We start from the raw sequence: 26,034 nt of genomic DNA, 5'->3' as shown, positions 1-26,034 counted from the left end.
AAGTTTCAAAACGATTCTCCGCCGCGCCAAGCTGCGCCGACAGGACTTAAACAACCACTGAGCCCTAACGCGGTGTCTCTACGGGCTCTTCGGCCGCTTGGTAGACTTACATTACCTAGCCCGACAGCTGGGCGGTTAGTAGGCATTCTCAGCAAGTAAGAGATGCGGAAGCGTCAGCAGCAGAATCCGGACATCTGAGCCGAATGTCCAACCCTCGACATACTCGATGTCAGCCTCGACCCGGGCGGCCATCGCTTGAACCCCGTCGGTGCCACCGCGCAATCCCCTGATTTGAGCGAGCCCGGTCAGCCCCGGCTTGGCGCGGAAACGCAGGCTGTAGCGCGCAATGACAGCGCCATATTCGACATCATGGGCCAGGGCATGAGGCCGTGGCCCCACGATGGACATGTCGCCCATCAGTACATTCAGAAGTTGGGGAAGTTCATCAACGCTGGTCTTGCGGATGAAACGGCCAATCTTCGTGACGCGGTGATCGTCTCGCGAAGCTTGCACGACTCTGCCGCCATTCTCCGCGCACCGCATGGATCGGAACTTGAAGATGGTGAACGCCTCACCGTACAGGCCGCCCCGCGCCTGACGAAAGAGCACCGGACCGCGAGATTCCAGCTTTATGAGAATGCCCACGAGCACTAGCACTGGCGCAAAAAACAACAACGCTGAGCCAGCGACAAGAATGTCGAGCGCGCGCTTATATGGATCGATCACGACGCGCGGCAGCTTGTCGTCCACGCTAGACGTCTCGGAAGGCAGGCCAGTTGCTACGAGCATCGATCCCCACCAAGCGCTCTTGCCGGACCGCAGCCCAAGTTAAGAAAGCCTTTACTAAGTCGAATTGAGAGACACAACCTCTGAGCACGCCATTAACCAATGTTTCTTAGGGCTGCCCTCGTTCCGAGACATATTCCCAATTCCGACGCACAATCACTGAGCAAGCCGAGAAAGTACGCGCACAGAACGAAGTCGCCGTTTGCTGCTTTATAATTGGCGTCACGGCTACGCTGATTGTCCGGCAGTGAGCTTGACTGATTGTGCGAACCCACTGGCTCACTACATTGCCCTATCAGGACTTCAGGCGGGCTCGTTTTTCAGCGGTTCGCTGATATGCCCAAGGTCGTGTCCCCGGACGTGATGTAGCTGGGCGGAAGCCTTGCCGCTCGCGAAGCGCGCCCCTCAATGGGCGCCGTAGCGAGTGAGCGGCAAGGCGGTGGAAAGCGTCGTGCCTTTGAGCGATGATCCCCTCGTCAACCTGCCCCTCGGGGCCGCCTGACCGATCCGCTAGGCCATCGATCGGGACGACCCTGTCGTCTCAGCTACACCACGCGGTGGGACACGACCCCGCGCCGCCCACGGCCACGCCTGGCGCAACAGCGCGCACCGCGTTCACACACCCTCACACGCCACCGAAGTCTGGAGCGACCCCCGGGGGTTACACCCGGCTCGCACCCGCTGGTCGCGGGATCGTCCTATGGACGGGTCGCCTTGGGATAGGGCTGGACGGCGAGCTTCAGGCCTCGGCGGAAACGAGGGGCCATGAAGAACAGATAGCGAAATTGCCGCAGCTCATGCCGGATCGCGCGATCGGCATTGGTGCGAAGCCAGGCGCCCCGCTCACCCCTGCCCCGGCCCTTGGCCGTCATGATCACATTGTGGAAAAACGCACCGTCGACTTCCCAAAAGGTCGAAAGGTGTTCGCCGACAAACACGAAATTGCAGGCCTGATAGACCGCGCCGTTCAGACCGCAACGCTCATCGGCAAAGGATTGCAGCCATTTGACCGACGGCCAGGCGCGGCGAATATAGCGAACCGCATAGGCAATCGCCCGACTCTCGCTCAGGCGCGGCGCGAAGTCATCAAGCCACATGCGATTGAGTTCAAGGTACTCGTCATTGGCCGTGCCCTCAACCACCGCGCCCCCGGACGACGGGTTCATCGCATAGCCAAATTGCAGCACCCCCAAAAGTTCGCCCTCGATGATCACCCCAAGGTGGACATAGCTATTGGCGACGATCGTGTGGCTGTAGTGGTGGCGACGGATCAGCGCGTTGGCTTGGTCCCGCTGTATTTCGCGAACCTGGAATTGGGCGGTGCCAAAGCCGTTGGAACGACGCGCGCCAAACAGCACCGCCTGGTCATCAAGCAGGTAATCCGCCGCCATAGCTGCAAGCCGTTTCAAGGGCGCTCAGGGGCGCTCAGCCAAACTGATTGACGGCCTTGCATCTCGGGCAGGCCACTTCGATTTCACCGGACGCATCAACCGCCTGCCGGGCAAGAAGCCGGCCGCAGGATCGACACCGCAACGGCTTCATCTCCACCCGGCTCGCACGGCGAGCATCAGGGGCGCTACAGGACCTTTTCATTTCCGGCAGGCTCCTCGCCACGCCTTGAAGCCATCGCCCGATGGCTGGGGCGGATGGGCCGTCCACGATCGGCGGCGATCGGCGGCGGTGCGTGGCAACTATCCGCGTGCCGATCCCGCCCTGGGCGGGCGGCCGTTCAAGTCATCTCGGGCAAGCCATAGCGCTTCTGCCCAGCCACCAAGGCCCAGGCGATCCGCGCCATCCTGTTGGCCAGGGCGACTGCAGCCGCCACTGGCGCCTTTCGTTAATCCTCAGGCCAGGCCTGTTGGTCGCACGGCCAGGTCGGGCGTCGGCATCGGCGGCAACAGGGCGCGGATGGCGAGACCGAGGCTGAGCAGGTCGCGATCGCCGCCGGCAGGACCGTCAAGTTCCAGCGCCAGCGGGAGACCGGTATCGCGGGTCAGGCCGGTCGGCAGGACCAGCCCGGGCAGGCCCACGGTGCTGCCCGGGCTGATATTGCGGGCGATAGCGGTCTGGAAGGAGATTGCGGCGCCGCCGATCATCACCGTCTCGTCCTCACCGATCAGGGTGGCCGGCGTCATGGTGGCGGGAAACAGCATGGCGGCGACGCCCTGTTGCGCGAAGTAGTCGGCGAACAGCCTTTGCAGGGCCGGACGGTGGACATCGCGGGCAGCGGCATAGGCAGCCTCCGGCACCGTCAAGGGTGCGCCCGGCATCACAAATCGCTCGAACACCGCCTTCACGTCAGGGCTGACGGACTCGACCAACTCGGCGAGGCTCACGGGCGCGCCGCAGGCCTCCAGATAGGCGATCCAGGACGCGGCGGCGTCGTGGACCTGGATCGGCGCTGTGACCTGGGCGACCAGTCCCGCAAGGTCAGGAATATCGGCCTCCACCAGTACGACGCCGGCCTCGCGCAGGCGGTCCATCACCGCCTCCATCTGTTGTTCGACCTCGGGGTCGAGGCCCGAGAAATAGAAGCCACGGGCGATGCCCAGCCGCAGACCGCGCAGGTCCGCCGGCGCCACCGGCCGCTGATCGCCGGTCATCACGGCGTCGAACAGCGCCAGGTCTTCGACCGTGCGGGCGTGCGGACCGATCTGGTCGAACAGCGGCGTGATCGGCGCCGTCCCGTCATTGGGGTAGCGGCCCGTGGTCGGCCGAAACCCGCAAACCCCGCAAAGGGCGGCAGGCACGCGGATCGAGCCTTGGGTATCTTCCGCCACACCCAGCGGCGCCATCCGGGCCGCCACGGCTGCAGCCGTCCCGCCGCTGCTGCCGCCGGGTATGCGACTTGGATCATATGGATTGCGCACGGCCCCGAAGGCCTGATTGTTGCTGGTCCAGCCGAACGACAGTTCGTGCAGATTGGTCTTGCCCAACACACTGGCGCCGGCAGCGCGCAGTTTCGCCACGGCGGTGGCGTCGGTCGCCGGATGGAAGTTGGACAGCGCCCGCGTCCCGGCCGTAGTACGCAGGTCACAGGTGTTGATGCTGTCCTTGATCGGGATCGGCAGGCCGTGCAGCAGACCCAGAGATCCGCTGGCCGCACGCAGGCGGTCGGCCGCGCGGGCCGCTTCGCGCACCGTCTCCGGCTCCAAGGTGATGAAGGCGTTGAGGTCGCGGCCGGCCGCGCATTGCGCCAAAAGGGCCTCGGCATAGGCCTCGGCGGTGATATCCCCCGCCCGCATGGCGGCGACGGCGTCGCAGGCTGAGAGTTCGATCATGTCGCGTTCCGTTGAGGGTCCCGCGCCAATAGATCCTTGAGCGCGGCATTGATGAACATGGCATCCTCGGGATTGATGCCGCCGCCGGCCATATGGCCCCAAACTGAGGGGATGATGCGCAATTCCGCGTCGGGCATCTGCGCGACCTCGATCTCGCTGTCCTCGGGCGGGAAATAAAGATCCGTGCGGCAGGGCATGACAATGGCCTTGGCGGTGATCGCGGCCAGCGCCTTGAGAAAATCGCCATCGAAGCGGGGATCGTCGCTGATGTCGGCCGCTTGCCAGGTCGCCAGCATCGCCAACAGGTTGTTGGCGTCATGGGCCTGAAACGACGGCTCCCAGGCCTGGGTCAGGAAGTCCTCCAGGGACGACTGACCCAGACGCTCGCGATCCAACTGCTGTCGGAAGAAGGTCTGCGACCAGGCCCAGCCGGCATAGACCCGCGCAAAGGCGCGGATACCGGCGGTGGGCGCGGCGGCATAGTCGCCGCCCGCGAAGGCGGCGTCGGCGAGCAGGGCAGACTTGCAGCCTTCGAGGAACAACCAGTTGTGCCGTGACGTACGCGCCGATCCGCAGAAGGGCGCGATCCGTTGCACCATGTCAGGGAACAGCGCGCCCCATTGAAAGGTTTGCTGCGCGCCCATCGAGTGGCCTGTGACCAGGGCCAGGGTTTCGAGGCCAAACTGTTCCGTGACCAGCCGGTGTTGCAGACTGACATTGTCGCGCACCGTGACCGTCGGAAAACGAGGGCCATCGTACGGCGCCACGGTGTTGCTGGGCGATGACGACAGGCCGTTGCCCAGCATGTTGGGGACGATGATGAAATAGACTTCTGGATCCAACGCCATGCCCGGTCCGATCGCCCAGGCATTGCTGTCATGGGTGCCGGCATAGTGGGTCGGATAGACGATGGCGTTGTCGCGGGCGGCGTTCAGGCGGCCATGGGTGCGGAAGGCGACCTGCGTCGCGGATAGCACTGCGCCGGACTGCAAAACCACGTCTCCGGCCTCGAAAATCTCGTAGTTCGCCATCGCGTGTTCGCCCCAAATGGCCCGGACCCTGCGCGCCTTGAAGATCGCGATCGGTCAAGCCGCAAGCTGCAGCCTAGCATCTGCCGCCTGAAGGGCGTCAGACAGACCTGCTTGAGCTGGAGTTTCAACGAAAAGCGGCGCTACGAACTGTTGAAAGGGCGCTGTCAGATCAGATTTCTGATGGCGGCGGCCCGGATCTAGGCGCGGGGGCAATGTCCGGAGATGCCGCTCAGCTGCGCTTTCTCAGGGCGCGGGTGAAAACCTCACCGCTTTCGACGAAACCCGTGGCCAGACAGAATGTGCGCAGGTCCCCAGGCCCAATCGGCGGGTTCAGCACAAGCTCGCCGCACCCTGCAGAGCGGGCGGCCTGGGAAGCGGCCTTGAGAAGCAGGCGCGCGACCCCGTTTCGACGCCGGTCAGGATCGACCAGCAGCGTAGAGATCCAGCCTACCTTCAGGTCGGCGGTGAGAACCGAATGCCAGTGCACCGCGATGACGCCCGACGGCGGGCCCCATTCGTCGGCGATCAGCAGCACGCCGGGCTGGTCCTGAATGGCCTTCAGACGCAGGGCCAGTTTGTCCCGGGCAAGGGTCGGACCTGCTGTCTTGAGCAGTTCGGCCAATCCGTCCACGTCGCCAGTGTCGGCGGCTCGAATGGACAGGCCATAGCGGCTCGACATGGCGGCTTGCCCCTCAGGCGAGGCGATTGATCAGGAAGCGCGCGCCCAGCTGGAGGCCGGGTTCATCGATGCTGTGGCCAAGACCTGGCGAAACATGGGCTGCGACGTCGAAGTCCAGGCCTTTGAACTGGAGCTGGGCCTGATGCAGCGCTTCGACGGGCAGGACGTCGTCGCGGTCGCCGTGGACGAGCAGAATGGGCGGCTTGGTCACGACTTCAGCGGCCAGGGCATCTGGGTCAGCCAGCATGCCGGAGAAGCCGATGACGCCGGCCAGGGCCTTGGCCCGGCGTGGTCCGACATGCAGCGCCATCATCGTGCCCTGGCTGAATCCGACCAAGGCCAGCCTGTCTTCGCTGAGGCCGTAGGCGGCGAGCTGGGCGTCGATATAGCCGTTCAGGGCCGGGGCCGAGACGCGGACGCCCGCCGCGCGCGCCGCAGGCGTCAGGCTGGTCAGGGGCCACCATTGCCGACCATAGGGAGCGCCGTCGCAAGGCTGAGGCGCGTCGGGCGAGAGGAACAGCGTGTCGGGCAAGGCCCTGGCCCAATAGGGCGCCAGGTCGATCAGGTCCGCGCCATTCGATCCGTAGCCATGCAGGAAGATCACCAGGGACTTGGCCGGGCCGCCCGAGATCGGCGACGCGCTGGGACCGTCAAGCATGGGGATCTGGGTCATGGCGGTTCCTGCTGGCATCGATTCGGGTGGGTTGCTCACTGTATCCGCGCGGGCACGGCTGCGTCGCGCGCCAAGACTTGACCGGGCGGGTCCCAGGATCGCATTCGACCGCAGGGCGCGGCGAGAGCCCACCAGCTTCACAAGCAAGGCCATAAGTTCACCGACTTCAAAATGATTTGGCGGCCCGAACTACCGCGACCCCGCGCTCAGCCCTACCGCATAGGGGGGCTCCCCCCGGGAAGGGACCCGCTGGGGGCTAAGCCGACGACCAGGCATGGAAAACCCGCCGCGATCGAAAGACCGGGCGGGTGGAAGGCGCAACTTCAAGCGCAGGTTGTTTATGGACTTAACCGTCCCTGTGCGCAAGTCCCCTTTTGACCCGCAGAACCGAGGCCACAGCCGCCAGGGCGCGGCGCAGGGCGGCAAGATAGGCCAGCTTGGCGTTCCCCGCCGCCGTGATCGACGTCAGGGTGCGGCCATCGCCGGCGATCAGGCGCAGGGCCAGCAGCTCGCGACCATCCTGCGCCGCCGCATTCACGGCCCGTTCCATCTGGTCCAGCCTAGCCATCAGATAGGCCCGCATCAGCGCGGCCTTGTCGCGCGGGCCAAACCCGCCATGTGACCGGCCGCCGCCTTCGCAGGTGGCAAGGGCAGACCGCAGCCCTGCCCCGGCATGCTCGACGCACAGGCGGTAGGCCAGACCGGCTTCCACTTCCCCGTCGCTCAACGATCCGGAAGCATGCAGGGACATCAACCCGTCGCGGGTCTTCAGCCGAAGCGGGCCTTGCTTGGGCACAGGCGCCAGCCGCTGCCCGGTGCGGCGCGCTTCCAGGCGCACCGTTTCCTTCAGCCCCGCCGCCACAGCCACCTCGGCCGCCTTGGTCTGGACGAGCACCAGGTCCACCGGCCGGGCGCACGCAGAGGCGGCAGGCCTGGCCCTCATCTGCACAGCTCTTTTGTTTTTTTTCTTCTTGGCTTTGCTAGTCACAACAAACACCCACCCAAACAGGCACACCCCAAACACGACACACCACAAACACACACACCCCTGACGTACGGACACACACCTGCGCACCCGCGCCCCTCCGCCTGCGCGCCCGCGCCTTATGAGAGGCAACCCCATCCCATTGCCCGTATTGTCCGCATTGTCCGCCTGCTCATAAAAATCAGTGACTTAGACCACGGCCGATCGACGGAGAAACGGACACCTGCTAGCCCGCCGCGCTGCATGCGAGCCCTAAAACCCCGCCGCCGATCGGAGGTCTGCCCGTGATCAGCCCTGGCCCGGGTCATTGCGGCCACCGCGTGCCGTCGTCCAGGAACGGGTCTTCCCCCTCAAGGCCGCCAACGCCCAAGGGCGGATCGACCCCGCGCGACCGGTGAGCGGGTCCTGGCGGGGGCTCGAACGCGCCTTTCAGGCGTGCGCCGCGCCGGGTCACCAGGCCAGCGCCATCCTTGGGTCCCAGCACGATCTGCAGGTCGCCCAGGGTCATCCCGAAAGCCTTCTGGCTCATAGGCCTGTCATGGCCCTGCGCCTCCATCCAATCCTTGTAGTCGCGGTACAGCAGCGAGGCCCTGACCCGGGCCTCGCGGTCCATGACCACCCGGTCTTCCAGCCACTGGGTGAAGGGGTTGGACCCCTTGCGGTAGTCTTCCAAGGACTCGCGAACAGACTCGATGTCCCCCAGGCCCTCATCCATCCAGGCCAGCACGCCCTCGACGATCCAGGCCAGGATGCCGTCCAGTTCGCGTTCCAGCTTTTTGGGCAGGTGGCCGTCGATCCGGTCTTCGGGGATCTGCACCATGAACGGAATGATCTTCAGCCGTCGCCAGATGCCGTTGTCGGTGTCGTTGATCTGCGGCCGCCGGTTACATTCTATGATCGGCTTGCCCAGGGGCGAGAATTCGAACAGGCCTTCGCGCAGTTCCCGGGCCTTCATCTTGCCGCCGCCGGTGAACTGCTTGATCGCCCCCGTCGCCAGCTTTGAGCCGCCGGGCGGCTCCCCGGCGCACAACATGCGCGTGTCGCCGGCCAGGGCCGCAATATCGGGACTGGCGTCCGAGCCGCGCTTGGTGCCGGTGTCCAGGAAGGTTTCGATCCCCACCACCGTGGCATAGGTGCCCAGGGCGCTGCGGACGGCGTTGACGACGGTGCTTTTCCCGTCGCCGCCCTTGCCCTGAAACACGAAGAACTTCTGCTCGGCCGTGCTGCCCGTGGCGCAATAGCCCAGGGCCTTGTGCAGGTAGTGACGGTCTTCGCGGTTGGGCAGCGAGGTTTCCAGCACCTGTCGAAACAGGGCCGCCGTCGCAACCGGATCATAGGACGCGTCTACCATGCGCGTGAACCGGTCCCCGGGTTCATGGCCATCGGTGAAGGCCGCCACCGGACCGTCCGGGCCATGCCGAAACCGCAAGACCCCGTTGCGGCAGTTCAGCGCCAAGGGGTCGCGGTCGAAAGCGTCCATGTCGACGTCAAGATAGGCGGCGGCAACCTTCAGCATGCTGCTCAGCCGCGCGCTGTTACCCGTCGACGTTCCGAAATCATGGATCGCCTGAATGGCCTTGGCCGAAAGCTTGTCGGCCAGGGCCGCCACCCTGATCTCCATCTGGGCGTGCATCGACCGGGCAACCTGAACCGCATGTCGCCGCGCCCGCGCCTCACCGGTTTCCAGATCCCAGAACTGACCGTTGAAGACGATCCAGCCCCGTCGACGCAGATAGAGGACGCGCGAGGTGGAAACGTCCACCACCCCGTCGTCGCCGATCCGGCCGCCGGTCATGCGGATTAGCCGCATGGCGTTGCCGTCGTCGTTCAGATCAAACCGGGCCAGTTCCTCAATCGAGGGCGCGGCGTCAAAAGCAAAGGCTTCGGCGGTCATGCAGCTCTCCTCATATCGCCCGCCTCATGCCGCCCACTCCCCGTCGACGATCGCTCGCCGCACGCGAAGCGGGATCGCACCCCCGGCGCCGCCCCTTTGGGTGGATCCTGTCCAGGCGTGAACCCGGCCACGGTGGCGGCCAGTCCATCGGGCGAGCGCATCCACGCCGAAACGGCGAATGATACGGTCCGCAGGTGTCGTTGCAGGGGCGGTCATGGCGAGCCCATTGTGGCAATCGCGGTTATCGCAATTACCGCGATAAATATCGCCATTAGTTCGCGATAAAACGCAATAGCTGAGCATCGCGGTTTGCGCGATGATGGGTGCATGAAGCCGCCCGAAATACGCGCACGCCTGCAACAGGCCGGCCAGACGCAGCTCGCCCTCGCCCGCGCCATCGGCAAGAGCAAGGACTCCGTCAGTCGCCTGCTCAAGGGCCAACGCAACCTGGACTTCGATGAAGCCCAGCAGATCCGGGCCTTTTTTGGCGATGTCGACCAGGGCGCCGGCTCAGCCACACAACAGGTTCCGGTGTTTGGCGTCCCTACGTCCGGCGGTCCTGACAGGTTTTCGTTATCGGCCGACCAAGCCATGGAACGGATAGAGCTGCCTGGCGGCCTGACCCGGGGCGAGACCATCGCAGTACGCCTGCCTAGCGACGACATGGCCCCCCGGCTGTTTTCCGGCGAGATCGTCATTGTCGCCAAGGGCATACCCCCGGCCCGCAACGGCGATTGCCTGGTGGAATTGAAGGATGGATCGGGCCTGATCAAACAATTTGTCGGCCAGAAGGAGGGCCTGATCTTCCTGCGGCACTTCAATCCCGACGAAGAGATCAGGATTCCCGCCCTCCAGGTCCGGGCGCTGCACGCCGTCGCCTATCGTCGCTGAGCGGACGCACCCAGAGCTGCGCCCCCCCAGCACCCCGCCCTGCCAGATCACGCTTGACGCGATTCGATCCAACCTTGACGTGTTGCGATTTCCGCGCTTCTTTTCGGCTTCAATCTCGGTCATCGCGACATGATGCATCGAAAGGAGCGCGAAGAATGCCTTTCCTGTCACCCCCATCCCAATCGACACCGGCCGGGTCATCAGCCCAGATTTCAGCAGACAAGGTCGCCCGTTTCCACGCCTTGGTGGAGGGCTGATCATGGGTACCCCTGCTCTTCAGCCCCGCTTGCTGACTGCCGAAGAGGCTGCGGCCTATCTCAACATCCCCAAGGCCACCCTGGTTCGCCATGCCTGGGGGATCGTCAAGGTTGGCATGTTCAGGCGGTACGACCGGTACGCCCTGGACGCCCACCTTGACGGGATCGGCGGCCTGAACACGCCAGCCCAGAGGGCGGTCAACGGCGTCGGAGGCCCAGAAGACCCGGAGGCCGCCCTTGACCGGTTCCTTGCTCCCTAAAAAGTTGCTTCCCGGCGTGCACCGGATCACCGCGCACTCGAGAACGTCAGTTATAGAATACTGGTATGCGTGGCGCGGCGGGCCGCCCATTCTGAGGGTCAAGGCACGCAGTGAAGATGAACTGGCCCGCCTCGTCGCCGAGGCGGCGCCGGACGCCATCCTGGCCTTCAAGAACCTTTCCTGCCGCACCGGCGACGCCGTCACCCTGCATGGCCTGATCACCCGCTACCTGATCGCCCTGCAGGCCATGCCCGGCGCGGCGCGTACCAAGCAAGATATGCGCGGCTACCTGGACAAGGTCAGAGAGGACCTGGGCACCCTGGAAATTAAGGCGCTTGAGAGCAAGCGGGCGCGCCTGTTTCTGATCAAATGGCGCGACAAACGCTCAGCCACGCCCAAGACGGCCGATCAATTGCTGGGCGCCCTGTCGAAGGTCATCCTCTGGGCGGTGGATCGCGGCGAAATCTCGCACAACCCGATCGCCGACGTCACCGGTCTCTATACGCCCCCGGATCGCTCAGAGCTGATCTGGGAGCCCCACCATCTGGAAATCCTCTTCAAGTACGCGCACCCCAGCTTCGCCAACCTGGTGCAGGTGGCGATTCACACAGGCCTGAGACTGGGCGACCTGCGCAGGCTGAGCTGGAACGAGGTGGGGCCAGACGCGATCGTCTTCCAGACCGGGAAGTCCAATCGCAAACGCACGGTCGTGATCCCGATAACCGACCCGCTGCGGGCCATACTGGACGCCCTGCCCCGCTACGAGGTGGTCACGGTGCTGAACTCTTCCCATGGCCGGCCGTGGTCCCAGCCCGGGGTCGAGGGGGCGATCCAGGGCGTCAAGAGAAAGGCGCTGGCGGACGCCCAGGCGGAGCGCGGCCCAGACGCCGTCACCGGCATTCAACACCTGCGCATCCACGACATGCGCGGCACGGCCGCGACCAATTTCATGGTCCATGGCGGCCTGGAAGACGAGGACATCGCCACCATCCTGGGTTGGAAACCGGACGCGGTCGGAGAGATCCGGCGCCGCTATATCAGCGGCCAGGCGATCGGTTTGGCCATCGTCCGAAGGATGCGCGAGAACCAAGCCAGGGCGGCAAGTGTAAAAGCCGGTGTAAAAACGGCCTGCGAGCCCCCCGAGGGGATGGGCTAAGTCATTGAAATTGTGTGGCTGGGGAACTAGGACTCGAACCTAGAACGACGGTACCAAAAACCGCTGTGTTACCATTACACCATTCCCCAGCAGGAACGGCGAAACCCCGTAGGGATCGGCGAGGCGGTGGAGATAGCGCAGGAGTCGGATGGATGCAACGGCGCTTTCAACTTCTTTTTCGGGCGCCACAATTGACCCTTGCGAGGGGGCGGTCGCGCCTCTATAAGCCGCCCTCCAAGTCGGAGTGTGGCTCAGTCTGGTAGAGCACTGCGTTCGGGACGCAGGGGTCGCAGGTTCAAATCCTGCCACTCCGACCATCTTCTCCCGTTTATAAATCCCGTTTTTTCCAACAGATTCTCGCTCGCCGCGCCCGCGTTGCACGGTGTTCATTTGTACGGCGGCGCGACAGCCGTTAGCGTGCAGCTGAATTGGTGACGGGATCTTCGATGAAGCAGTTCTTCCTGACTGTGGCCGGCGTGTTCGTCGGCCTGGTGTTGTTCGTGGTCGGCGTCCCCTTCCTGTTGATCGTGATGGCCGCCGGCGCCGCGCGTCCGGCGCCGGTTCCCGCCCATTCGGTGCTGCATCTGGACCTGCGCAGCGGCCTGACCGACCAGGCAGCCCAGAACCCCTTCGCGGCGTTCGGCGGCGGCGGAAACTCCGTCATGTCGGTGATCGAGACCCTGCGGCGCGCCGAGGGCGACGACAAGGTCAAGGCCCTGCTGGTGCGCCTGCCCGAGGGCGGCATGGCGCCGGCTGCCGCTGACGAACTGCGCCTGGCCTTCAAGCACTTCCGCTCGGTCGGCAAGAAGCCGATCTACGCCCACAGCCAGGGGCTCTATCCGTCGGGCATGGTAACCTCGACCTACATGCTGGGCGCGGCGTCCAGCGAGTTCTGGATGCAGCCCGACAGCTCGTTCCAGGCCGTGGGCGTGGCCAGCGAGGCGATGTTCTTCAAGCGCTTCTTCGACAAGTACGGCGTCAAGGCCGATTATGAGCAGCGCTACGAGTACAAGAACGCGGTCAATCCCTACCTTTATACCGACTACACACCGGCCCACCGCGAGTCGTCGCTGTCGTGGATGGGTTCGGTCTATCGCACCGCCCTGACCACGGCCGCCGCCGACCGCATGAAGAACCCCGCCGTGCTGATCCGTGACCTCGAGGCCGGGCCCTACAGCGCCCAGGAAGCCCAGGCCAAGGGCCTGATCGACCGGGTCGGCCAGGTCAATGATGTCCAGACCCTGGCCCTGTCGCGCGCCGGCAAGGGCGCCAAGCTGATCGATTTCGACGACTACGCCACACGCTCCAAGCGGCCGGCGTCCAAGACCGGGCCCGCCATCGCCGTGATCGGCGCCGAGGGGCCGATCGTCACCGGAACCAGCGGCTCGGCTTCGCCGTTCGGCGGCGACTCCACCGTCTATTCCGACGACGTGGCCAAGGCGCTGTACGACGCCGCCGCCGATAAGGACGTCAAGGCCATCGTCTTCCGCGTCTCCTCGCCCGGCGGCTCCGACACCGCGTCGGAACAGATCCTGGCTGCCGTTAAGGCCGCCAAGGCCGCCGGAAAGCCGGTGGTGGTCAGCATGGGCACCTATGCCGCCTCGGGCGGCTACTGGATCAGCAGCGGGGCCTCGTCGATCATCGCCGAGCCCACCACCCTGACCGGCTCGATCGGCGTCTATGGCGGCAAGTTCGCCATTGGCGAGGCGTTGTCACGCTTTGGCGTCGACACTCGCCAGGTGCATGTGGGCGGCGACTATGCCGGCGCCTTCGGTGCGGGTGACGGCTTCACCAACGACCAGCGCGCCAAGTTCGCCGGCTGGATGGACCGCATCTATGCCAGCTTCATCACCCGCGTCGCCGAGGGCCGCAAACTGCCGCCAGAGCGCGTGCGCGAGCTTGCCAAGGGCCGGGTCTGGACCGGCGAGCAGGCCAAGCAACTGGGCCTGGTCGACGAGTTGGGCGGCTTCTATCAGGCGGTCGACAAGGCCAAGAGCCTGGCCAATCTGACCGGCGAGGTGCGCCTCAAGCGCATGGACGGCGGCCAGTCGCCGTTCGAGGCCATCGAACACGCCCTGGGCATCAGCGCGACCTCGATGAGGACCCTGGCGGCCTCGGCCTGGATCCTGGGCGACCCGCGCTCCCAGGCCATTCTCGACGAGATGGCCACCGCCCGACTGCGCGCAGCGCCAGGCGGGGCGAGCGTGCTGGCCGACACGCCGATCCAGTAGACCCTGATCGCGGACGGACGGCGCGTTTCGTCGCCGTCCGCGGCTCTCGCCACTCACGCCCATGTTTCCGGATTGCCTGATATGACCCCGAGCGCCTCAGACCTCCTGGCCGAGGCCGTGCGCGCCTTCAAGGCGCGGGATCGTGACTATGCGGCGGGCCTGCTGGCCCGGCTCAATGCCGAGGACGCCGCCCTGGGCGACGATTGGGGCGCGGTGGCGCGGTTGGCCGCGACCCTGGGCGAGGTTTCCGTCGCCCAGGCGGCCAGCCGGCGCTATGTCGCGCTCAAGCCCTATGATGTCGATCGCCGGCTGGAATACGGTGCCCTGCTGGCCGAATGCGGCCGGATCGAGGGCGCGGTCAAAGCTACCAAGGCCTTCCTGCCCAATGCTCCGAACGACGCGGGGCTCCGACTGCTGCTAGGCACCTGCCAGGCCCAGCTGGGCCAAAGCGAGGCCGCCCTGTCCGACCTGCGCGCAGCCCTGGCCCTGGCCCCGCACCCCGCCCTGGCCGGCGCGGCCTGGATGGCCATCGCCGACCTCAAGCGTTTCACGCCCGGCGACGCCGACATCGCCGCACTGCAGGCCCTGATCGTGCAGACTGGAACGGCGACGCCCAGCAGCCTCTACTATGCCCTCGGCAAGGCCTTGGACGACGCCGGTGAAGTTGATGCCGCCTTCGCGGCCTTCGAAACCGGCGCGCGCGGGGCGCGCGGGTTGAACCCGCCCGACCTCGCCGCCTCGCGTGATTTCGTCGATCAGGTGATTGCCGGCTTCACCCGCGAGAGCCTGGCCCAGCTGCCGCCCAGCGCGGCAGACAGTGATCGGCCGATCTTCGTGCTGGGCCTGCCGCGCTCGGGCACGACCCTGGTCGAGCAGATCCTCGCCAGCCATAGCGGCGTCAACGACGGGGCCGAGCTGAACCTGTTTCGGGCTGCAACCATGGCCCTGGGCGGCTATGCCCCATCCGACGTCTCGCGACTGGCCTTCTTCCCAGGGAGCGAGAATGTCTGGACGCTGTTTGGCAGGGTGTATCTGCATCTGCTGGACGAGCGCTTCGGTCCCGAGGGCCGGATTGTCGACAAGACCCTGAATCACACCCGCATGGTCGGTCTGATCCATCATGTGCTGCCGACGGCGAAGTTCGTCTGGCTGCGACGCGACCCGGCCGACAGCGCCCTCTCCTGCTTCAAGAGCCACTTCGCCAGCGGCCTGAACTGGAGCTGGTCTATGGCCGACATCGGCGCCCACTTCGCCGACGAAGATCGCCTGCACGCCCACTGGACGCAGCAGTTCCCGGACGCGATCCTCACGGTGCCCTACGAGGAGCTGGTCAGCGATCCCGAGACCTGGATCGCCCGGATCCTCGAGCACTGCGGCCTGCCCTTCCAGTCGGGCGTCCGCGACTTCCACCTGACGCAGCGGGCCGTGACGACCTCCAGCGCCAGCCAGGTGCGCCAGCCGCTCAATGTCCGTGGCATCGGCGCCTGGCGACGGTATGAGCAGCACCTGCAGCCGTTCTTCGAGGCCTATGGCGCCCCGTCGACCTGATCCCGCGACATCGCGCAAGACAAAGGGCGGAGACCTGGGTCTCCGCCCTTTTTGTTTGTCTCGACCACACGGCCAAAGAAAAAGGGCAGGCCTTGCGGCCTGCCCTCTGACTTGGTGGTGATCTTGTCTTGACTAGAAGACCAGATCGAAGCCCAGACGCACCGAACGCGGGTTCATGTACGAGAGCGGGGCTTGGTAGTTGACGTTCTCCGCACCGCTGTCGAGTTCGCCGAACTCGTTGCTTTCGACCGTCCTGCGCGTGTTGAACACGTTGAAGACGTCCGCGCGCAGGGTCAGGCCGTTTTCCGGCAGGAAGCCGAACGACGGCACCGTGTAGCGAGCCGACAGGTCGAGACGATAGGTCCAGGGGTCGGTGAACACCGAACCGCGCGGGCTGGAGACGCCCTTGCAGTAGTGCGACAGCGCGCCGTAGGCGTCGTTCAGGACCGGATCGTTCGGGTTGAAGCCCATGCAGCCATACTTGCGGCCCGAGGCGACCAGAGCGTTGGCGCCGACCAGGAAGCTGTCGGTCACCTGGTACGAACCAAACATCTTGAACACGTGACCACGGTGGTTCGGGAGAAGGCCATAGGCCCCTTCCGTCAGGCCGGGGGTGTCGAAGTCGGCGGTGATGCCGGCGTCGGTTTGGCCACCAGCGTAGTCGGTCTTCACGTAGCCTTCGTAGTTACCCTTCGATTCCGAGAGGGTGTACGAACCGTTCAGAGCCCACTTGCCGTCGAAAGCACGCTCGAACTGCATTTGCAGCGCGATGTACTGGCGATCAACGCTGGGGTACCTCAACTGTTCAGCCGTGAAGTCGATCGTGCGGACAGTGGTTTCGCCCGGCAGCGGGTCCGACAGGACGATCGTCTGGGCCATGCCCGGATTGATGATCGTGTACTGGTGGAAGCCGCTGAACACGTCTTCGCAGCCCACGATGCCCTTGGCCTTGCAGTACGCTTGAACGGCCGGATCGACGGCGACGTCGTCGGCGGCGCGCAGCGACTTGCGGAAGGTCAGCGTAGCGCCGGCTTTCCACAGCGAGTCAAAGCGGTGTTCGTAGCCGAGGATGTATTCGTCATCAGCGGTCGACTTCAGGTTCCGGCTGATGTTCGAGACGAACGGCTGGATGGTGCCGTTGTTACGAACCGTACAGCCACGGAGGCCCGCAGCACCGACGCCGCCCGGAAGGCAGATGGCGGCCGTGGCGAAGCCCGGCGAGTTGGCGGTGGTGATCTGCGTGCCGATACCGGCGAGCGGCAGGCCCGAGATCGGGTTGACCATGGCGGTGTTAACCGTGGTCGTGCCGGGGTTATAGAGCTGGAAGCCGGCCGGCAGCAGGAAGAAGGCGCTTTCGTCGAGGATGGCCGAGGCCTGACGGTACGAGGTGTTCGTCGCGACCGGCAGATAGTAGCGGCCGTAGTTCGCGAAGATCTTGTTCGTGCCGTCGTTGGTCGGATCCCAGGTCGCGCCCAGGCGGAAGGCGATTTCGTTGTCGAAGTTAACGAACACGCCGCCCTTGACGCCACCGACGTCGATGCCGCGGTTCTGGAACTTGTCGCGACGAACACCGAGGTTCAGGGTCAGGTTCGGCAGCACATCCCACGAGTCTTGCAGGTAGATGGCTTCGTTCTTCGCGGTGTAGGAGCCGCCGCCGATGAAGGTACGGACGTCGAGGTAGAAGCGACCGGCGGGGATGCCGCGCGGATCGGTGGCCGAACCTTCACGATAGACGTAGTTGCCGCCGCCGTTGCGCTGCGACTGGTGGATCAGGGTCAGATCCTCGCGGTCGAAACCGGCGCGGATGTGGTGATCGCCCAGCAGGCTGACGTAAATGTCGGCGTCGGCGCGGTAGAATTCGCGCGTGGTGGTGCGCGGCGCGTCCTGGCTGGCCGTGTTCTGGAAGCTGACGCGGCGGGTCGCGGTCGCGGCGGGGGTGCCCGCACGGATCGACGACTGCACCAGCGGCGAGCCGCTCAGGGCCGACTTGGTCGCGTTGCGGTCCTTGTTCAGGCCGTAAGCAGCCGACAGGGTGAGCCAGTCGGTGAAGCTGCCGGTGTACTTGGCGACGTAGCTGGTGGCGCCGTCTTCGAAGCGCGTGCCGGGCAGTTCGGCGCCAATGGTGTCGGCGGTGCCGGTCGGGCTGTAGATGTAGTTGTAGCTCTTGCGCTTGGTGTTGCGCTGGGTGTCGATCAACGTGAATTCAAGGTGCTGACGGTCGGTGATGTAGCCGTCCAGCTTGATCCCGTAGAAGGGGTCCTTGCCGCTGTCGATGTTGTACGAACCAGCGGCCTTCGAGGCGGCCACGGATTCGTTGTCGCGCAGTTGAGCCAGGCCGTAGAAGAACAGGCGATCTTCGATGATCGGGCCGCCAGCTTCAAAGACGATGTCCTTGTTGTTGGTCTTACGCAGCTTGCCGCGGGTAAGGTAGGTGTCCTTCTGGCTGCTTTCCAGCTTGTCCGGGGTCCAGTTGCCGTGGACGGCGAACATGAAGTCGTTCGAGCCCGACTTGGACACGGCGTTGACGATGCCGCCGGTGGCGCGACCGTACTCAGCAGCGTAACCGCCGGTCTTCACTTCAACGGACTTGTAGAACTCGAACGGCACGGTCGACGCGCCGATGTAGTTGTCGAAGTTCGTGATGTTCAGACCGTTCAGGAAGAACGCGTTTTCAGCGACCGAGGCGCCGCTGATCGAGGTCTGACCGCGGAAGTTGGTCGACGAGCCTTCGACGGTGCCGGGGGCCAGCAGGGTCAGGGCCGTGATGTTGCGGCCGACCGGGACTTGCTTTTGCAGGTCTTCAACGTCGATCGAAAGACCGGTCGTGGTCTGCGAGAAGTCCAGCTGCGGATTGGCGGTTGCGGTAACGACCACTTCCGAAACCGTAGCGTCGGCCGAGGCGAGCGTGAAGCTGTAGCCCGCTTCACCACCGGCGCGAACGCTCAGGGCGCCGTCGTTGGTGGTCTGGAAGCCGTCCTTGGCAATCGAGACCGAGTAGCTGCCGGCCGGCAAGGCCGGGCTGCGGAACGAACCGTTTGCGTCCGTCGTGAACGCGCGGGTGAAGCCCTGGGCGTTCGACTTGACGGTGACCGCGGCGCCGGCGACGGGCGCGCCGCTGGCGTCCAGCACGGTGCCCGAGAGCAAACCGCTGGTGTAATCTTGGGCGCTGGCGATGGTCGGAATGGCCGTGGCGAAAGCCGTGATGGCCAGCGGCGTCGCGATCGACGCGAGGCCCGCCAGCAGCGTCGACGTCAATAGACGCGCGCGAACGCTACCCTTTGTGGAGTTCATGTTCATCATATCCCCTCTTGCGTGATGCGACGCTTCGGCCGGACAGGCCCCTGAAGAAAGCTTTTCGTCCGGCGGGCGCGGAAGTCCGCTCCAAGTGCATCACGAGATTACTGGTGTCCCGGAAAACATTTCCCCCGGTTGGCGGGGACGTTAGGAGCCATGACAGTTTTGGGTCAATTGCCATTACAACTCGGTAACCCACATCGCCCACCGCTGTCGCATAAACGCAACACTGAGGCCCCATTCTTGCCAAAGACGGTCGGACCATTCGACGCATCAAGCTGAGCCTTAGGCTAAGCCTCCCCTAAAAGCTTGGTTTTGTGGAAAAATTTGACCGCTCGGCGCTCATTGAACGGTGCTATCCCAAGGTTGTGGGGGCCGGCAAAATCCACCTCGCCAATCTTGACAAGACCGAAACGCGTTCCAACGATCCGGCGAAATATCGGTGTTTTCCACCCCTTTTTATGTCAATTTCCGGACATCGATTTCGGCTAATGATCGTTTCCGGGGCATGTTCGGGCCCCAATGCCCGTTGCCACGGCGCCCGGCTCTGGCAATGATGCCGCGCTGGCCGCGCGTTTCCGCAGCAGGCTGGTCAGCGAGTTGAGCGAGCACCCATGAGCGACTTCCGACGCGTCACAGACTCCCTTTCCGTCAGCCCGCAGGTGACGGAGGCCGACATCGCCCGGGCGGCGGCTGAGGGATTCGTTCTGGTCATCAACAACCGGCCCGATGGCGAAGACCCCGGCCAGCCTTCCAGCGCCGCGATCGAGGCGGCGGCTCGCGCGGCGGGCCTGGATTATGTGCACATCCCGGTGCGGGGCGGACCGGGGCCCGACCAGGTCGAGGCCGTCCAGCGGGCGGTTGAGGCTGCGGGCGGACCGGTGCTGGCCTTCTGTAGATCGGGGACACGCTCGATCGTCACCTGGTCGATCGGTCAGGCGCTGTCGGGCGCCAGTGACCGCCAGACCCTGGTAAGCCAGGGCGCTGCGGCCGGCTATGATCTGTCTGGCGTGCTGCCCGACTGACCCAAGCAAGCTTCACTCTGTAGCGTGCGCCTAGTACGACACCCGGGCCGCCATCGGGGACTGTTCAGCCTCGCAGCTGGCCAGAACGAACTGGGCCATCACGAGACACAGCACGGCGAAGGCAGCGCGCTGAAGCCGTTTTGAGACAAAAATCGCCGCGTCCGCCACCATGGCTCGTCCTCCAAGGGTTACTGGAGGGGTCAACCGCAAGACCGGCGCCGGAGACAGCCATGATCCCCTATGTTCGCGAGATCGAGTTCGAGTACGGCCGCTGCGATCAGGTCTCGCCGCTGATACGGCGGGTGATCGCCCGCAATCCGGGGCCGTTCACCTATACCGGCACCGGGGTCTATATCGTCGGCTCGGGCGAGGTGGCGGTGATCGATCCCGGCCCCGAGATCGCCGAACATCTCGACGCCCTTCTGGCGGCGCTCAAGGGCGAGCGCGTGACCCATATCCTGGTCACCCACCACCACCTGGATCATTCCCCCCTCGCCCGCCCCCTGGCTGATCTGACCGGGGCCACGATCTATGGCCGCCCTGCGCCGTCCGACCCTGGCGAGGCCTCAAGGGGACCCGAGGGGGCCGGGCTGGAGGAAGGCGCCGACGGTCGCTTCAGGCCCGATGTCGAGCTGGTCGACGGCCAGGTCCTGTCCGGGCCCGGCTGGACGCTGGAAGCCATCACCACGCCCGGCCACACCTCCAACCATGTCTGTTTTGGCCTGAAGGAAGAGAACGCCCTCTTCTGCGGTGACCACATCATGGGCTGGTCGACCACGGTCATCACCCCGCCCGACGGCGACATGGGCGACTATTTCGCCAGCCTGGACAAGGTGAAGGCCCGCGGCTTCGACACGCTGTGGCCGACCCATGGCGCGCCCATCCGCGCGGTCACGCCCTTCATCGACGCCTATATCGCCCATCGGCGGGCGCGTGAGGCCCAGATCCTCGACGCCCTGGCCGCCGGCCACGGGCAGATCAAGGCGATGGTGCCGGTGCTCTATGCGGCGGTCGACCCGCGCCTCCACCCGGCCGCCGCCATGTCGGTGCTGGCCCACATCCAGCAGCTGGTCCGCGAAGGCCGTGTGGTCTGCGACGGGGCTGCGGATCTGGACGCCGGCTACAGGCTGCCGTGAGCCTCTAGCCCTTTATAGCGACAAGCAGACCTTCGATCCGCCGGCAGTTGCGGCCCATGTCGGCGCCGCCCTCGCGACTGATCGAGCGCATGTCGACCCGCGCCCCGGCGGCGTCGGGCCGCACCCGGACCACCAGATCGTCGACCAGCCCGTACCAGTAGCTGCTGCCGGTGGCCTCCAGCCGTCCGTCCATCGGATCGTCGGTGATCAGGGTCAGGCCCGAGGCCAGCACCGCCGCCTTGGCCGCCTCATAGGCGTCGGCGGGCGCGCGCTCCATCACCAGCGGACGCGCCACAGCGCAGGTCTCGGCATTGACGTCGGCGACCCGCCGGCCCGCGAAGACCACCGAACCGACCGGCAAGCTGGGATCATCCTCGACCGCCTGGGCTGAGCCCCCGCGCGCGGCCAGGGCCGCGTCGGAAAAGCCCAGAGGCGTCTTCCAGTCGGTGGCCACATCGTGCAGCGGCGGCGCCCGGCCGCCCACGGCGTTGACGCCCAGCATGGCGGCGATGGTGGCGGCGGTGATCAGCAGGATCAGCACGACCCGCTTCCACAGCCTTCCGAACCCGACCATCAGGGCGATGATCAGACCCAGCACACCGGTGGCGACGCTGAGAAGCGCCACCTTCGGCGCCCAGTCCTGGGCCATCAGGCTGTAGCCGAGCGGCAGGTCCAGCAGGCCAAACTTCACGCCCAGCGCGCCGACCGCCACCAGCAGTCCGGGGACCAGGGCGATGACCAGGGCCAAGTCTAGATAAAGTGGTGCCCATGACGGCGTCTGGCCGACCCTGGCCGCAGCGGCCTTGGCCTTGCGCTGATCACGCGGCGTCAGCGGCATGGCGAAGGGCAGATCCTCGGCGACCGAGACCACGGGCGTGGCGACGGGCGGCGCGGCGGCGTCGGGCTGGCTCAGCCTCAGGGGCTGGTCGTCCAGGTTCTCGGCCGGCGGCAGGTCCTCCGCAGGCGGCAGATTTTGGACGTCAGGCGCGACGACGAAGGTCGGCTCGATCTCGGCCGGGGCGGTTTCGACATGAACCGCGCCGGCCTCAAGCTCCCCCGAGGCGATCGCCTCCACATCAAACGGCGTCTCCACCGGATCTGGCGCATAGATGCGCGCGGCCTGCCCACCATCGGCGGCCGCCAGCACCGGCGCGGCGGCGACAGCGGTCGGCAGCACATAGTCCTTCAGCCGCTGGCGGATCAGCTTCTTGTCGATCTTGCCAGTGGCGCCCAGCGGGATGTCGTCGACGAACAGCACGTCGTCGGGCATCCACCACTTGGCGATCTTGCCCTGCAGGAACTCGAGGAACTCTTCGCGGGTGGCGGTCTCGCCTTCCTTGAGCTTGATCAGCAGGATCGGCCGTTCGTCCCACTTGGGATGGGGCACGCCGATCACCGCCGCCAGGGCCGCCTTGGGATGCCCCGCAGCGATATTCTCGATCTCGATGGTGCTGATCCACTCGCCGCCGGACTTCACCACGTCCTTGGCGCGGTCAGTGATCTGCATAAAGCCGTGATCGTCGATCGTGGCCACATCGCCGGTGTCGAAGAAGCCCTCTTCGTCGAGGATGTTGCCGCCGGCGCCGCGGAAATATTCGCCGGCGATGGTCGGTCCCTTGATCTTCAGATTGCCAAAGCTCTTGCCATCATGCGGCAGGCGCTGGCCGGCATCGTCGGTCAGCTTGAGCTCGACGCCCAAGGGGGGCCGGCCCTGCTTGAGGCGATAGGGCATCTGCTGGTCGTAAGGCAGCTTGACCAGTTCGTCCGTCAGCACCGACAGGGTGCCGACCGGCGAGGTTTCGGTCATGCCCCAGGCGTGCACGACCTCAACGTCGTAGTCTTCCTGGAAGGCGCGAATGATGTGCTCGGGACAGGCCGCCCCGCCGATCACCACCTTCTTGAGGACAGGCAGCTTCAGATCGTTGTCGCGCAGGTGCTGCAACAGCATCTGCCAGACCGTCGGCACGGCCGCCGAGAAGGTGACCCCCTCGCTGTCCAGCAGTTCAAAGATCGACGCACCATCCATCTTGGCGCCAGGCAGCACCATCTTGCAGCCGGTGGCCGGCGCCGAGAACGCCACACCCCAGGCATTGGCATGGAACATCGGCACCACTGGCAGGATGGTGTCGCGCTGCGACAGTCCCATCACGTCAGGCTGCAGGGTGATGAAGGTGTGCAGGAAATTGGAGCGATGCGAATACATCACCCCCTTGGGGTCGCCCGTCGTCCCCGAGGTGTAGCAGAGCCCTGCCGCCGTACCTTCGTCGAAGCCGCCCCAGGCGCAGTCGGCGCCGTGGCTGTCAACCAGGGTCTCGAAACAGTGGACGCCCTTGAAGTGCGGCGCCTCGCTGGCTGGCGCGAAGGCCGGCATGTGCGCGCCGTCGGTAAAGACGACCACGTGCTCGATGCTGGGAACCTTGGGCAGGATCGCCGCGACGATGGGCAGGAAGGTCAGGTCGGTGAACAGTACCCGGTCGCCGGCATGGTCGGCGATCCAGGCGATCTGCTCGGGGAACAGGCGCGGGTTCAGGGTGTGACACACCGCCCCGATACCCATGATGCCATACCAGGCTTCCATGTGCCGGCCAGTGTTCCAGGCCAGGGTCGCGACGCGGTCGCCTGGCTTGATCCCCAGCGACAGCAGAGCATTGGACACTCGCTTGGCGCGATCGCGGATGGCGCCGTACGTCGTCCGCACGATCGGCCCCTCGACCGACCGCGTGACCACTTCGCGGCTACCGTGCCACTGGGCGGCGTGGTCGATGATCTTGTCGACCGTCAACGCCCCGTGCTGCATCAACCCCTGCATCGAACTGGCTCTCCCGAAAGGCTTCTTGTTATGCGGGTGAGGCTACCGGGCGGGGCCTCTGCACGCAACGCGCCGCGCGCGAAGGGCGAACGCTAAAAGCGTTCGCTGAACGGCGTCCGGTTGCAACGCCGCGTCCCACTCGCGCCCGCGCTGATCCGCCGCAGGCCGCCGCGAAGTTTGATTTGGCTTAACAGGCTAGTCTGACTCGCTCGGCCACCCCCGGCCTGGTCAGGATGATTCGGTGCGCTGGTTGCAATCCCCCTGGGCTGACGAACGGCTGGATGAGGTGGCGATGGACACTCATCGCCTGCTCATGGCGCGCGTCATTTCGGCGGCGGTAGCGGCTTTGGTGATCGGAGGCGCACTCGGCCCCCCCATGGCGCTGACCTGGCTGACCTCGCTGCTCGCAGCGGAGGGCCTGGCTCGATGGACGACACGCCAGTTCGCGCCAGGTGTCCCTGGCTCGCACGGTCTCCGCGCGGCGTTTGTGCTGGCCGCGCTGCCGATCAACATCATCTGGGCCTGGCTGGCCGCCATGCTGTGGTTCTCCACCACAGCCGACCTCAAGCTGGCGGCGCTCGCCGTGTGGGTTGGACAGATCGTCTACACGCAGAATTTTCGCCACCAGCCCTGGACTCTGGTGGCGGTCAGCGCCGTCGCGCCCCTGACCAGCCTGATGGTGTTTCCCTTCTTCTTTTACGACGCACACGGCATCGGCCCCGATACGGCCCGGTGGGCGCTGCTGATCCTGACGCTGAACACGATCAACACCATGATCTCCAACCGCGCCGCCGCCCGGCGCATGGACGAACTGACCCTCGGCCTGCGCGAGGAGCGCGAGCGCGCACTGGAAGCCGCCCGCGCCAAGTCCACCTTCATCGCCGTCACCAGCCACGAACTGCGCACCCCGATGAACGGGCTTCTGGGCATGGCCCACGCCCTGTCGCGTTCCAACCTGGATGCGCCCCAGCGCGAGCAGGTACGACTGATGATCAAGTCAGGCGACAGCCTGATGCAACTGCTCAACGACGTCCTGGACCTGTCGCGTATCGAGGCCGGCAAGGTCGAGCTGATTCCCGAGCCGTTCAATCTGCAAGAGACCGTCGACGACATCATCAGCGCCTGGCGTGATGTCGCCGTCGTCAAGAACCTCGACCTGTCGATCCGGTTCGATGCCGAGGTTCCAACCTGGATCGAAGGCGACGTTCTGCGCGTGCGTCAGGTACTGATGAACCTGATTTCCAACGCCCTGAAGTTCGTCGTCGAGGGCGGCGTCGACCTGCACGTCTATGCGCCCCGTGCCCCGACCAGCGGCGGGCAGGAGATCTTCTTTGCCGTGCGCGACACCGGACCGGGCGTGCCGGCCGAGGCCGTGGGCCGGGTTTTCGAAAGCTTCACCCAGGCCGACGACACCGTCTCGCGGCGTCACGGTGGCGCGGGCCTGGGCCTGACCATCTCGCGCGCCCTGGCCCGACAGATGGGCGGCGACCTGACCCTGGCGCCCTGCGACACCGGCGCCTGCTTCCTCTTCAGCATCCGGGTGCCTGAGGCGGAGCCACAACAGGCGATAGACGCGACGCGGGACGACGACGCCTCGATGACCTCGGTGCGGGTACTGATGGCCGAGGACAATGCGATCAACCAGTTGGTCGTCAAGACCATGCTGGAAACCACCGGGCTGTCCCTGACCGTGGTCGACAACGGCCAGGCGGCTCTGGAGGCCATGGCCGGCGGCGGCTTCGACTGCGTGCTGATGGACATCAACATGCCGGTGATGGATGGCATCACCGCGCTGGGGGCCATTCGCTCCGGGGCAGCGGGCGATCCGAACGTGCCGGTCATCGCCCTGACGGCCTCGACCATGGCAGGCGACCGCGAGCGCTTCCTGAAGATGGGCTTCAACGATCACCTGGGAAAGCCGGTCAATCCGGCGGCCCTGATCATGGCGATCGCCCGAGCCGTCAGCGCCGACATGTCCAGGACGGGCGCGCTGCACGACGCGGCGTGACGTTAAGCTAGGGATTCCAAAACGTCCGCTCTCCCCGGCGAAAGCCGGGGCCCAGATTCAGCCAGAGCGTTTGGAGTTGGTGCGCCCACC

At 65.5% G+C, this 26,034-nt stretch carries 20 protein-coding genes and 2 tRNA genes; 9 read left to right on the top strand and 13 right to left on the bottom strand.

Annotation, left to right across the window (positions count from 1 at the left end; translation table 11 throughout):
- Positions 1-135 precede the first annotated feature (135 nt).
- The 9 genes from ACN2C8_RS03650 to ACN2C8_RS03610 form a co-directional block, all read right to left on the bottom strand.
- Entirely contained in the window at positions 136-750 is a 615-nt protein-coding gene (locus tag ACN2C8_RS03650) for a sugar transferase (RefSeq protein ID WP_419254470.1), read from the bottom strand.
- A gap of 734 nt (positions 751-1,484) precedes the next feature.
- Positions 1,485-2,177, bottom strand: a complete 693-nt coding sequence (locus ACN2C8_RS03645) for a hypothetical protein (protein WP_419254469.1) — start codon at positions 2,175-2,177, stop codon at positions 1,485-1,487.
- 34 nt (positions 2,178-2,211) lie between these two features.
- Complete coding sequence (locus ACN2C8_RS03640) at positions 2,212-2,328, bottom strand: Com family DNA-binding transcriptional regulator (protein ID WP_419254468.1); 117 nt, start codon at positions 2,326-2,328, stop codon at positions 2,212-2,214.
- Positions 2,329-2,630: 302 nt separating this feature from the next.
- Positions 2,631-4,067 carry an amidase family protein gene (locus ACN2C8_RS03635; RefSeq protein ID WP_419254467.1) on the bottom strand — a complete coding sequence of 479 codons (1,437 nt, stop codon included), beginning with the start codon at positions 4,065-4,067 and terminating at the stop codon, positions 2,631-2,633.
- On the bottom strand, positions 4,064-5,098 hold the full coding sequence (locus ACN2C8_RS03630) for an alpha/beta fold hydrolase (RefSeq protein ID WP_419254466.1): 1,035 nt from the start codon (positions 5,096-5,098) through the stop codon (positions 4,064-4,066). The genes ACN2C8_RS03635 and ACN2C8_RS03630 overlap by 4 nt, the downstream gene beginning before the upstream one ends.
- Positions 5,099-5,327: 229 nt before the next feature.
- Positions 5,328-5,777: a GNAT family N-acetyltransferase gene (locus ACN2C8_RS03625; protein ID WP_419254465.1), complete on the bottom strand. Its 450-nt coding sequence runs from the start codon at positions 5,775-5,777 to the stop codon at positions 5,328-5,330.
- A 13-nt stretch (positions 5,778-5,790) separates the two neighbouring features.
- Positions 5,791-6,450 (bottom strand): alpha/beta hydrolase, encoded by a 660-nt coding sequence (locus ACN2C8_RS03620; RefSeq protein WP_419254464.1) that lies wholly within the window; start codon positions 6,448-6,450, stop codon positions 5,791-5,793.
- Between the two features lie 346 nt (positions 6,451-6,796).
- Positions 6,797-7,393, bottom strand: coding sequence for a hypothetical protein (locus ACN2C8_RS03615; RefSeq protein WP_419254463.1), 597 nt, complete (start codon positions 7,391-7,393; stop codon positions 6,797-6,799).
- A 346-nt stretch (positions 7,394-7,739) separates the two neighbouring features.
- Positions 7,740-9,329: a DNA primase family protein gene (locus ACN2C8_RS03610; protein ID WP_419254462.1), complete on the bottom strand. Its 1,590-nt coding sequence runs from the start codon at positions 9,327-9,329 to the stop codon at positions 7,740-7,742.
- A 327-nt stretch (positions 9,330-9,656) separates the two neighbouring features.
- Here ACN2C8_RS03610 and ACN2C8_RS03605 point away from each other — a divergent pair, with 327 nt between their 5' ends.
- The 3 genes from ACN2C8_RS03605 (at position 9,657) to ACN2C8_RS03595 (ending at position 11,893) form a co-directional block, all read left to right on the top strand.
- Complete coding sequence (locus ACN2C8_RS03605; RefSeq protein ID WP_419254461.1) at positions 9,657-10,220, top strand: LexA family transcriptional regulator; 564 nt, start codon at positions 9,657-9,659, stop codon at positions 10,218-10,220.
- Positions 10,221-10,479: 259 nt separating this feature from the next.
- Positions 10,480-10,737 (top strand): helix-turn-helix domain-containing protein, encoded by a 258-nt coding sequence (locus ACN2C8_RS03600; RefSeq protein WP_419254460.1) that lies wholly within the window; start codon positions 10,480-10,482, stop codon positions 10,735-10,737.
- Between the two features lie 16 nt (positions 10,738-10,753).
- A complete protein-coding gene (locus tag ACN2C8_RS03595; RefSeq protein WP_419254459.1) occupies positions 10,754-11,893 on the top strand; it encodes a tyrosine-type recombinase/integrase in 1,140 nt (379 codons plus the stop codon).
- A 15-nt stretch (positions 11,894-11,908) separates the two neighbouring features.
- Here the strand turns inward: ACN2C8_RS03595 and ACN2C8_RS03590 are convergent.
- Positions 11,909-11,982, bottom strand: a tRNA-Gln gene (locus ACN2C8_RS03590).
- A gap of 151 nt (positions 11,983-12,133) precedes the next feature.
- Here ACN2C8_RS03590 and ACN2C8_RS03585 point away from each other — a divergent pair.
- The 3 genes from ACN2C8_RS03585 (at position 12,134) to ACN2C8_RS03575 (ending at position 15,672) form a co-directional block, all read left to right on the top strand.
- Positions 12,134-12,210: transfer RNA gene (locus tag ACN2C8_RS03585), tRNA-Pro, on the top strand.
- Between the two features lie 129 nt (positions 12,211-12,339).
- Complete coding sequence (gene sppA, locus ACN2C8_RS03580; protein WP_419254458.1) at positions 12,340-14,124, top strand: signal peptide peptidase SppA; 1,785 nt, start codon at positions 12,340-12,342, stop codon at positions 14,122-14,124.
- Between the two features lie 81 nt (positions 14,125-14,205).
- Positions 14,206-15,672 carry a sulfotransferase gene (locus ACN2C8_RS03575; protein WP_419254457.1) on the top strand — a complete coding sequence of 489 codons (1,467 nt, stop codon included), beginning with the start codon at positions 14,206-14,208 and terminating at the stop codon, positions 15,670-15,672.
- Positions 15,673-15,804: 132 nt separating this feature from the next.
- On the opposite strand, the gene ACN2C8_RS03570 is transcribed toward ACN2C8_RS03575, so the two are convergent.
- Positions 15,805-18,963 carry a TonB-dependent receptor gene (locus ACN2C8_RS03570; protein ID WP_419254456.1) on the bottom strand — a complete coding sequence of 1,053 codons (3,159 nt, stop codon included), beginning with the start codon at positions 18,961-18,963 and terminating at the stop codon, positions 15,805-15,807.
- Between the two features lie 617 nt (positions 18,964-19,580).
- Here ACN2C8_RS03570 and ACN2C8_RS03565 point away from each other — a divergent pair.
- Positions 19,581-19,991, top strand: a complete 411-nt coding sequence (locus tag ACN2C8_RS03565; protein ID WP_419254455.1) for a TIGR01244 family sulfur transferase — start codon at positions 19,581-19,583, stop codon at positions 19,989-19,991.
- Between the two features lie 30 nt (positions 19,992-20,021).
- Here the strand turns inward: ACN2C8_RS03565 and ACN2C8_RS03560 are convergent, their stop codons facing one another.
- Positions 20,022-20,162, bottom strand: coding sequence for a hypothetical protein (locus ACN2C8_RS03560; RefSeq protein ID WP_419254454.1), 141 nt, complete (start codon positions 20,160-20,162; stop codon positions 20,022-20,024).
- 59 nt (positions 20,163-20,221) lie between these two features.
- Between ACN2C8_RS03560 and ACN2C8_RS03555 the strand changes: the two genes are divergently transcribed.
- Positions 20,222-21,127 carry an MBL fold metallo-hydrolase gene (locus ACN2C8_RS03555; RefSeq protein WP_419254453.1) on the top strand — a complete coding sequence of 302 codons (906 nt, stop codon included), beginning with the start codon at positions 20,222-20,224 and terminating at the stop codon, positions 21,125-21,127.
- Positions 21,128-21,131: 4 nt separating this feature from the next.
- On the opposite strand, the gene ACN2C8_RS03550 is transcribed toward ACN2C8_RS03555, so the two are convergent.
- Positions 21,132-23,936: a long-chain-fatty-acid--CoA ligase gene (locus ACN2C8_RS03550; RefSeq protein WP_419254452.1), complete on the bottom strand. Its 2,805-nt coding sequence runs from the start codon at positions 23,934-23,936 to the stop codon at positions 21,132-21,134.
- Positions 23,937-24,228: 292 nt separating this feature from the next.
- Here ACN2C8_RS03550 and ACN2C8_RS03545 point away from each other — a divergent pair, with 292 nt between their 5' ends.
- Positions 24,229-25,944, top strand: coding sequence for a response regulator (locus tag ACN2C8_RS03545; protein WP_419262223.1), 1,716 nt, complete (start codon positions 24,229-24,231; stop codon positions 25,942-25,944).
- Positions 25,945-26,034: the final 90 nt, after the last annotated feature.

Origin of the sequence: Caulobacter sp. ErkDOM-C (assembly GCF_048541825.1) — a bacterium.
Classification (GTDB): domain Bacteria; phylum Pseudomonadota; class Alphaproteobacteria; order Caulobacterales; family Caulobacteraceae; genus Caulobacter.
This window is presented reverse-complemented; position numbering and strand designations above follow the sequence as displayed.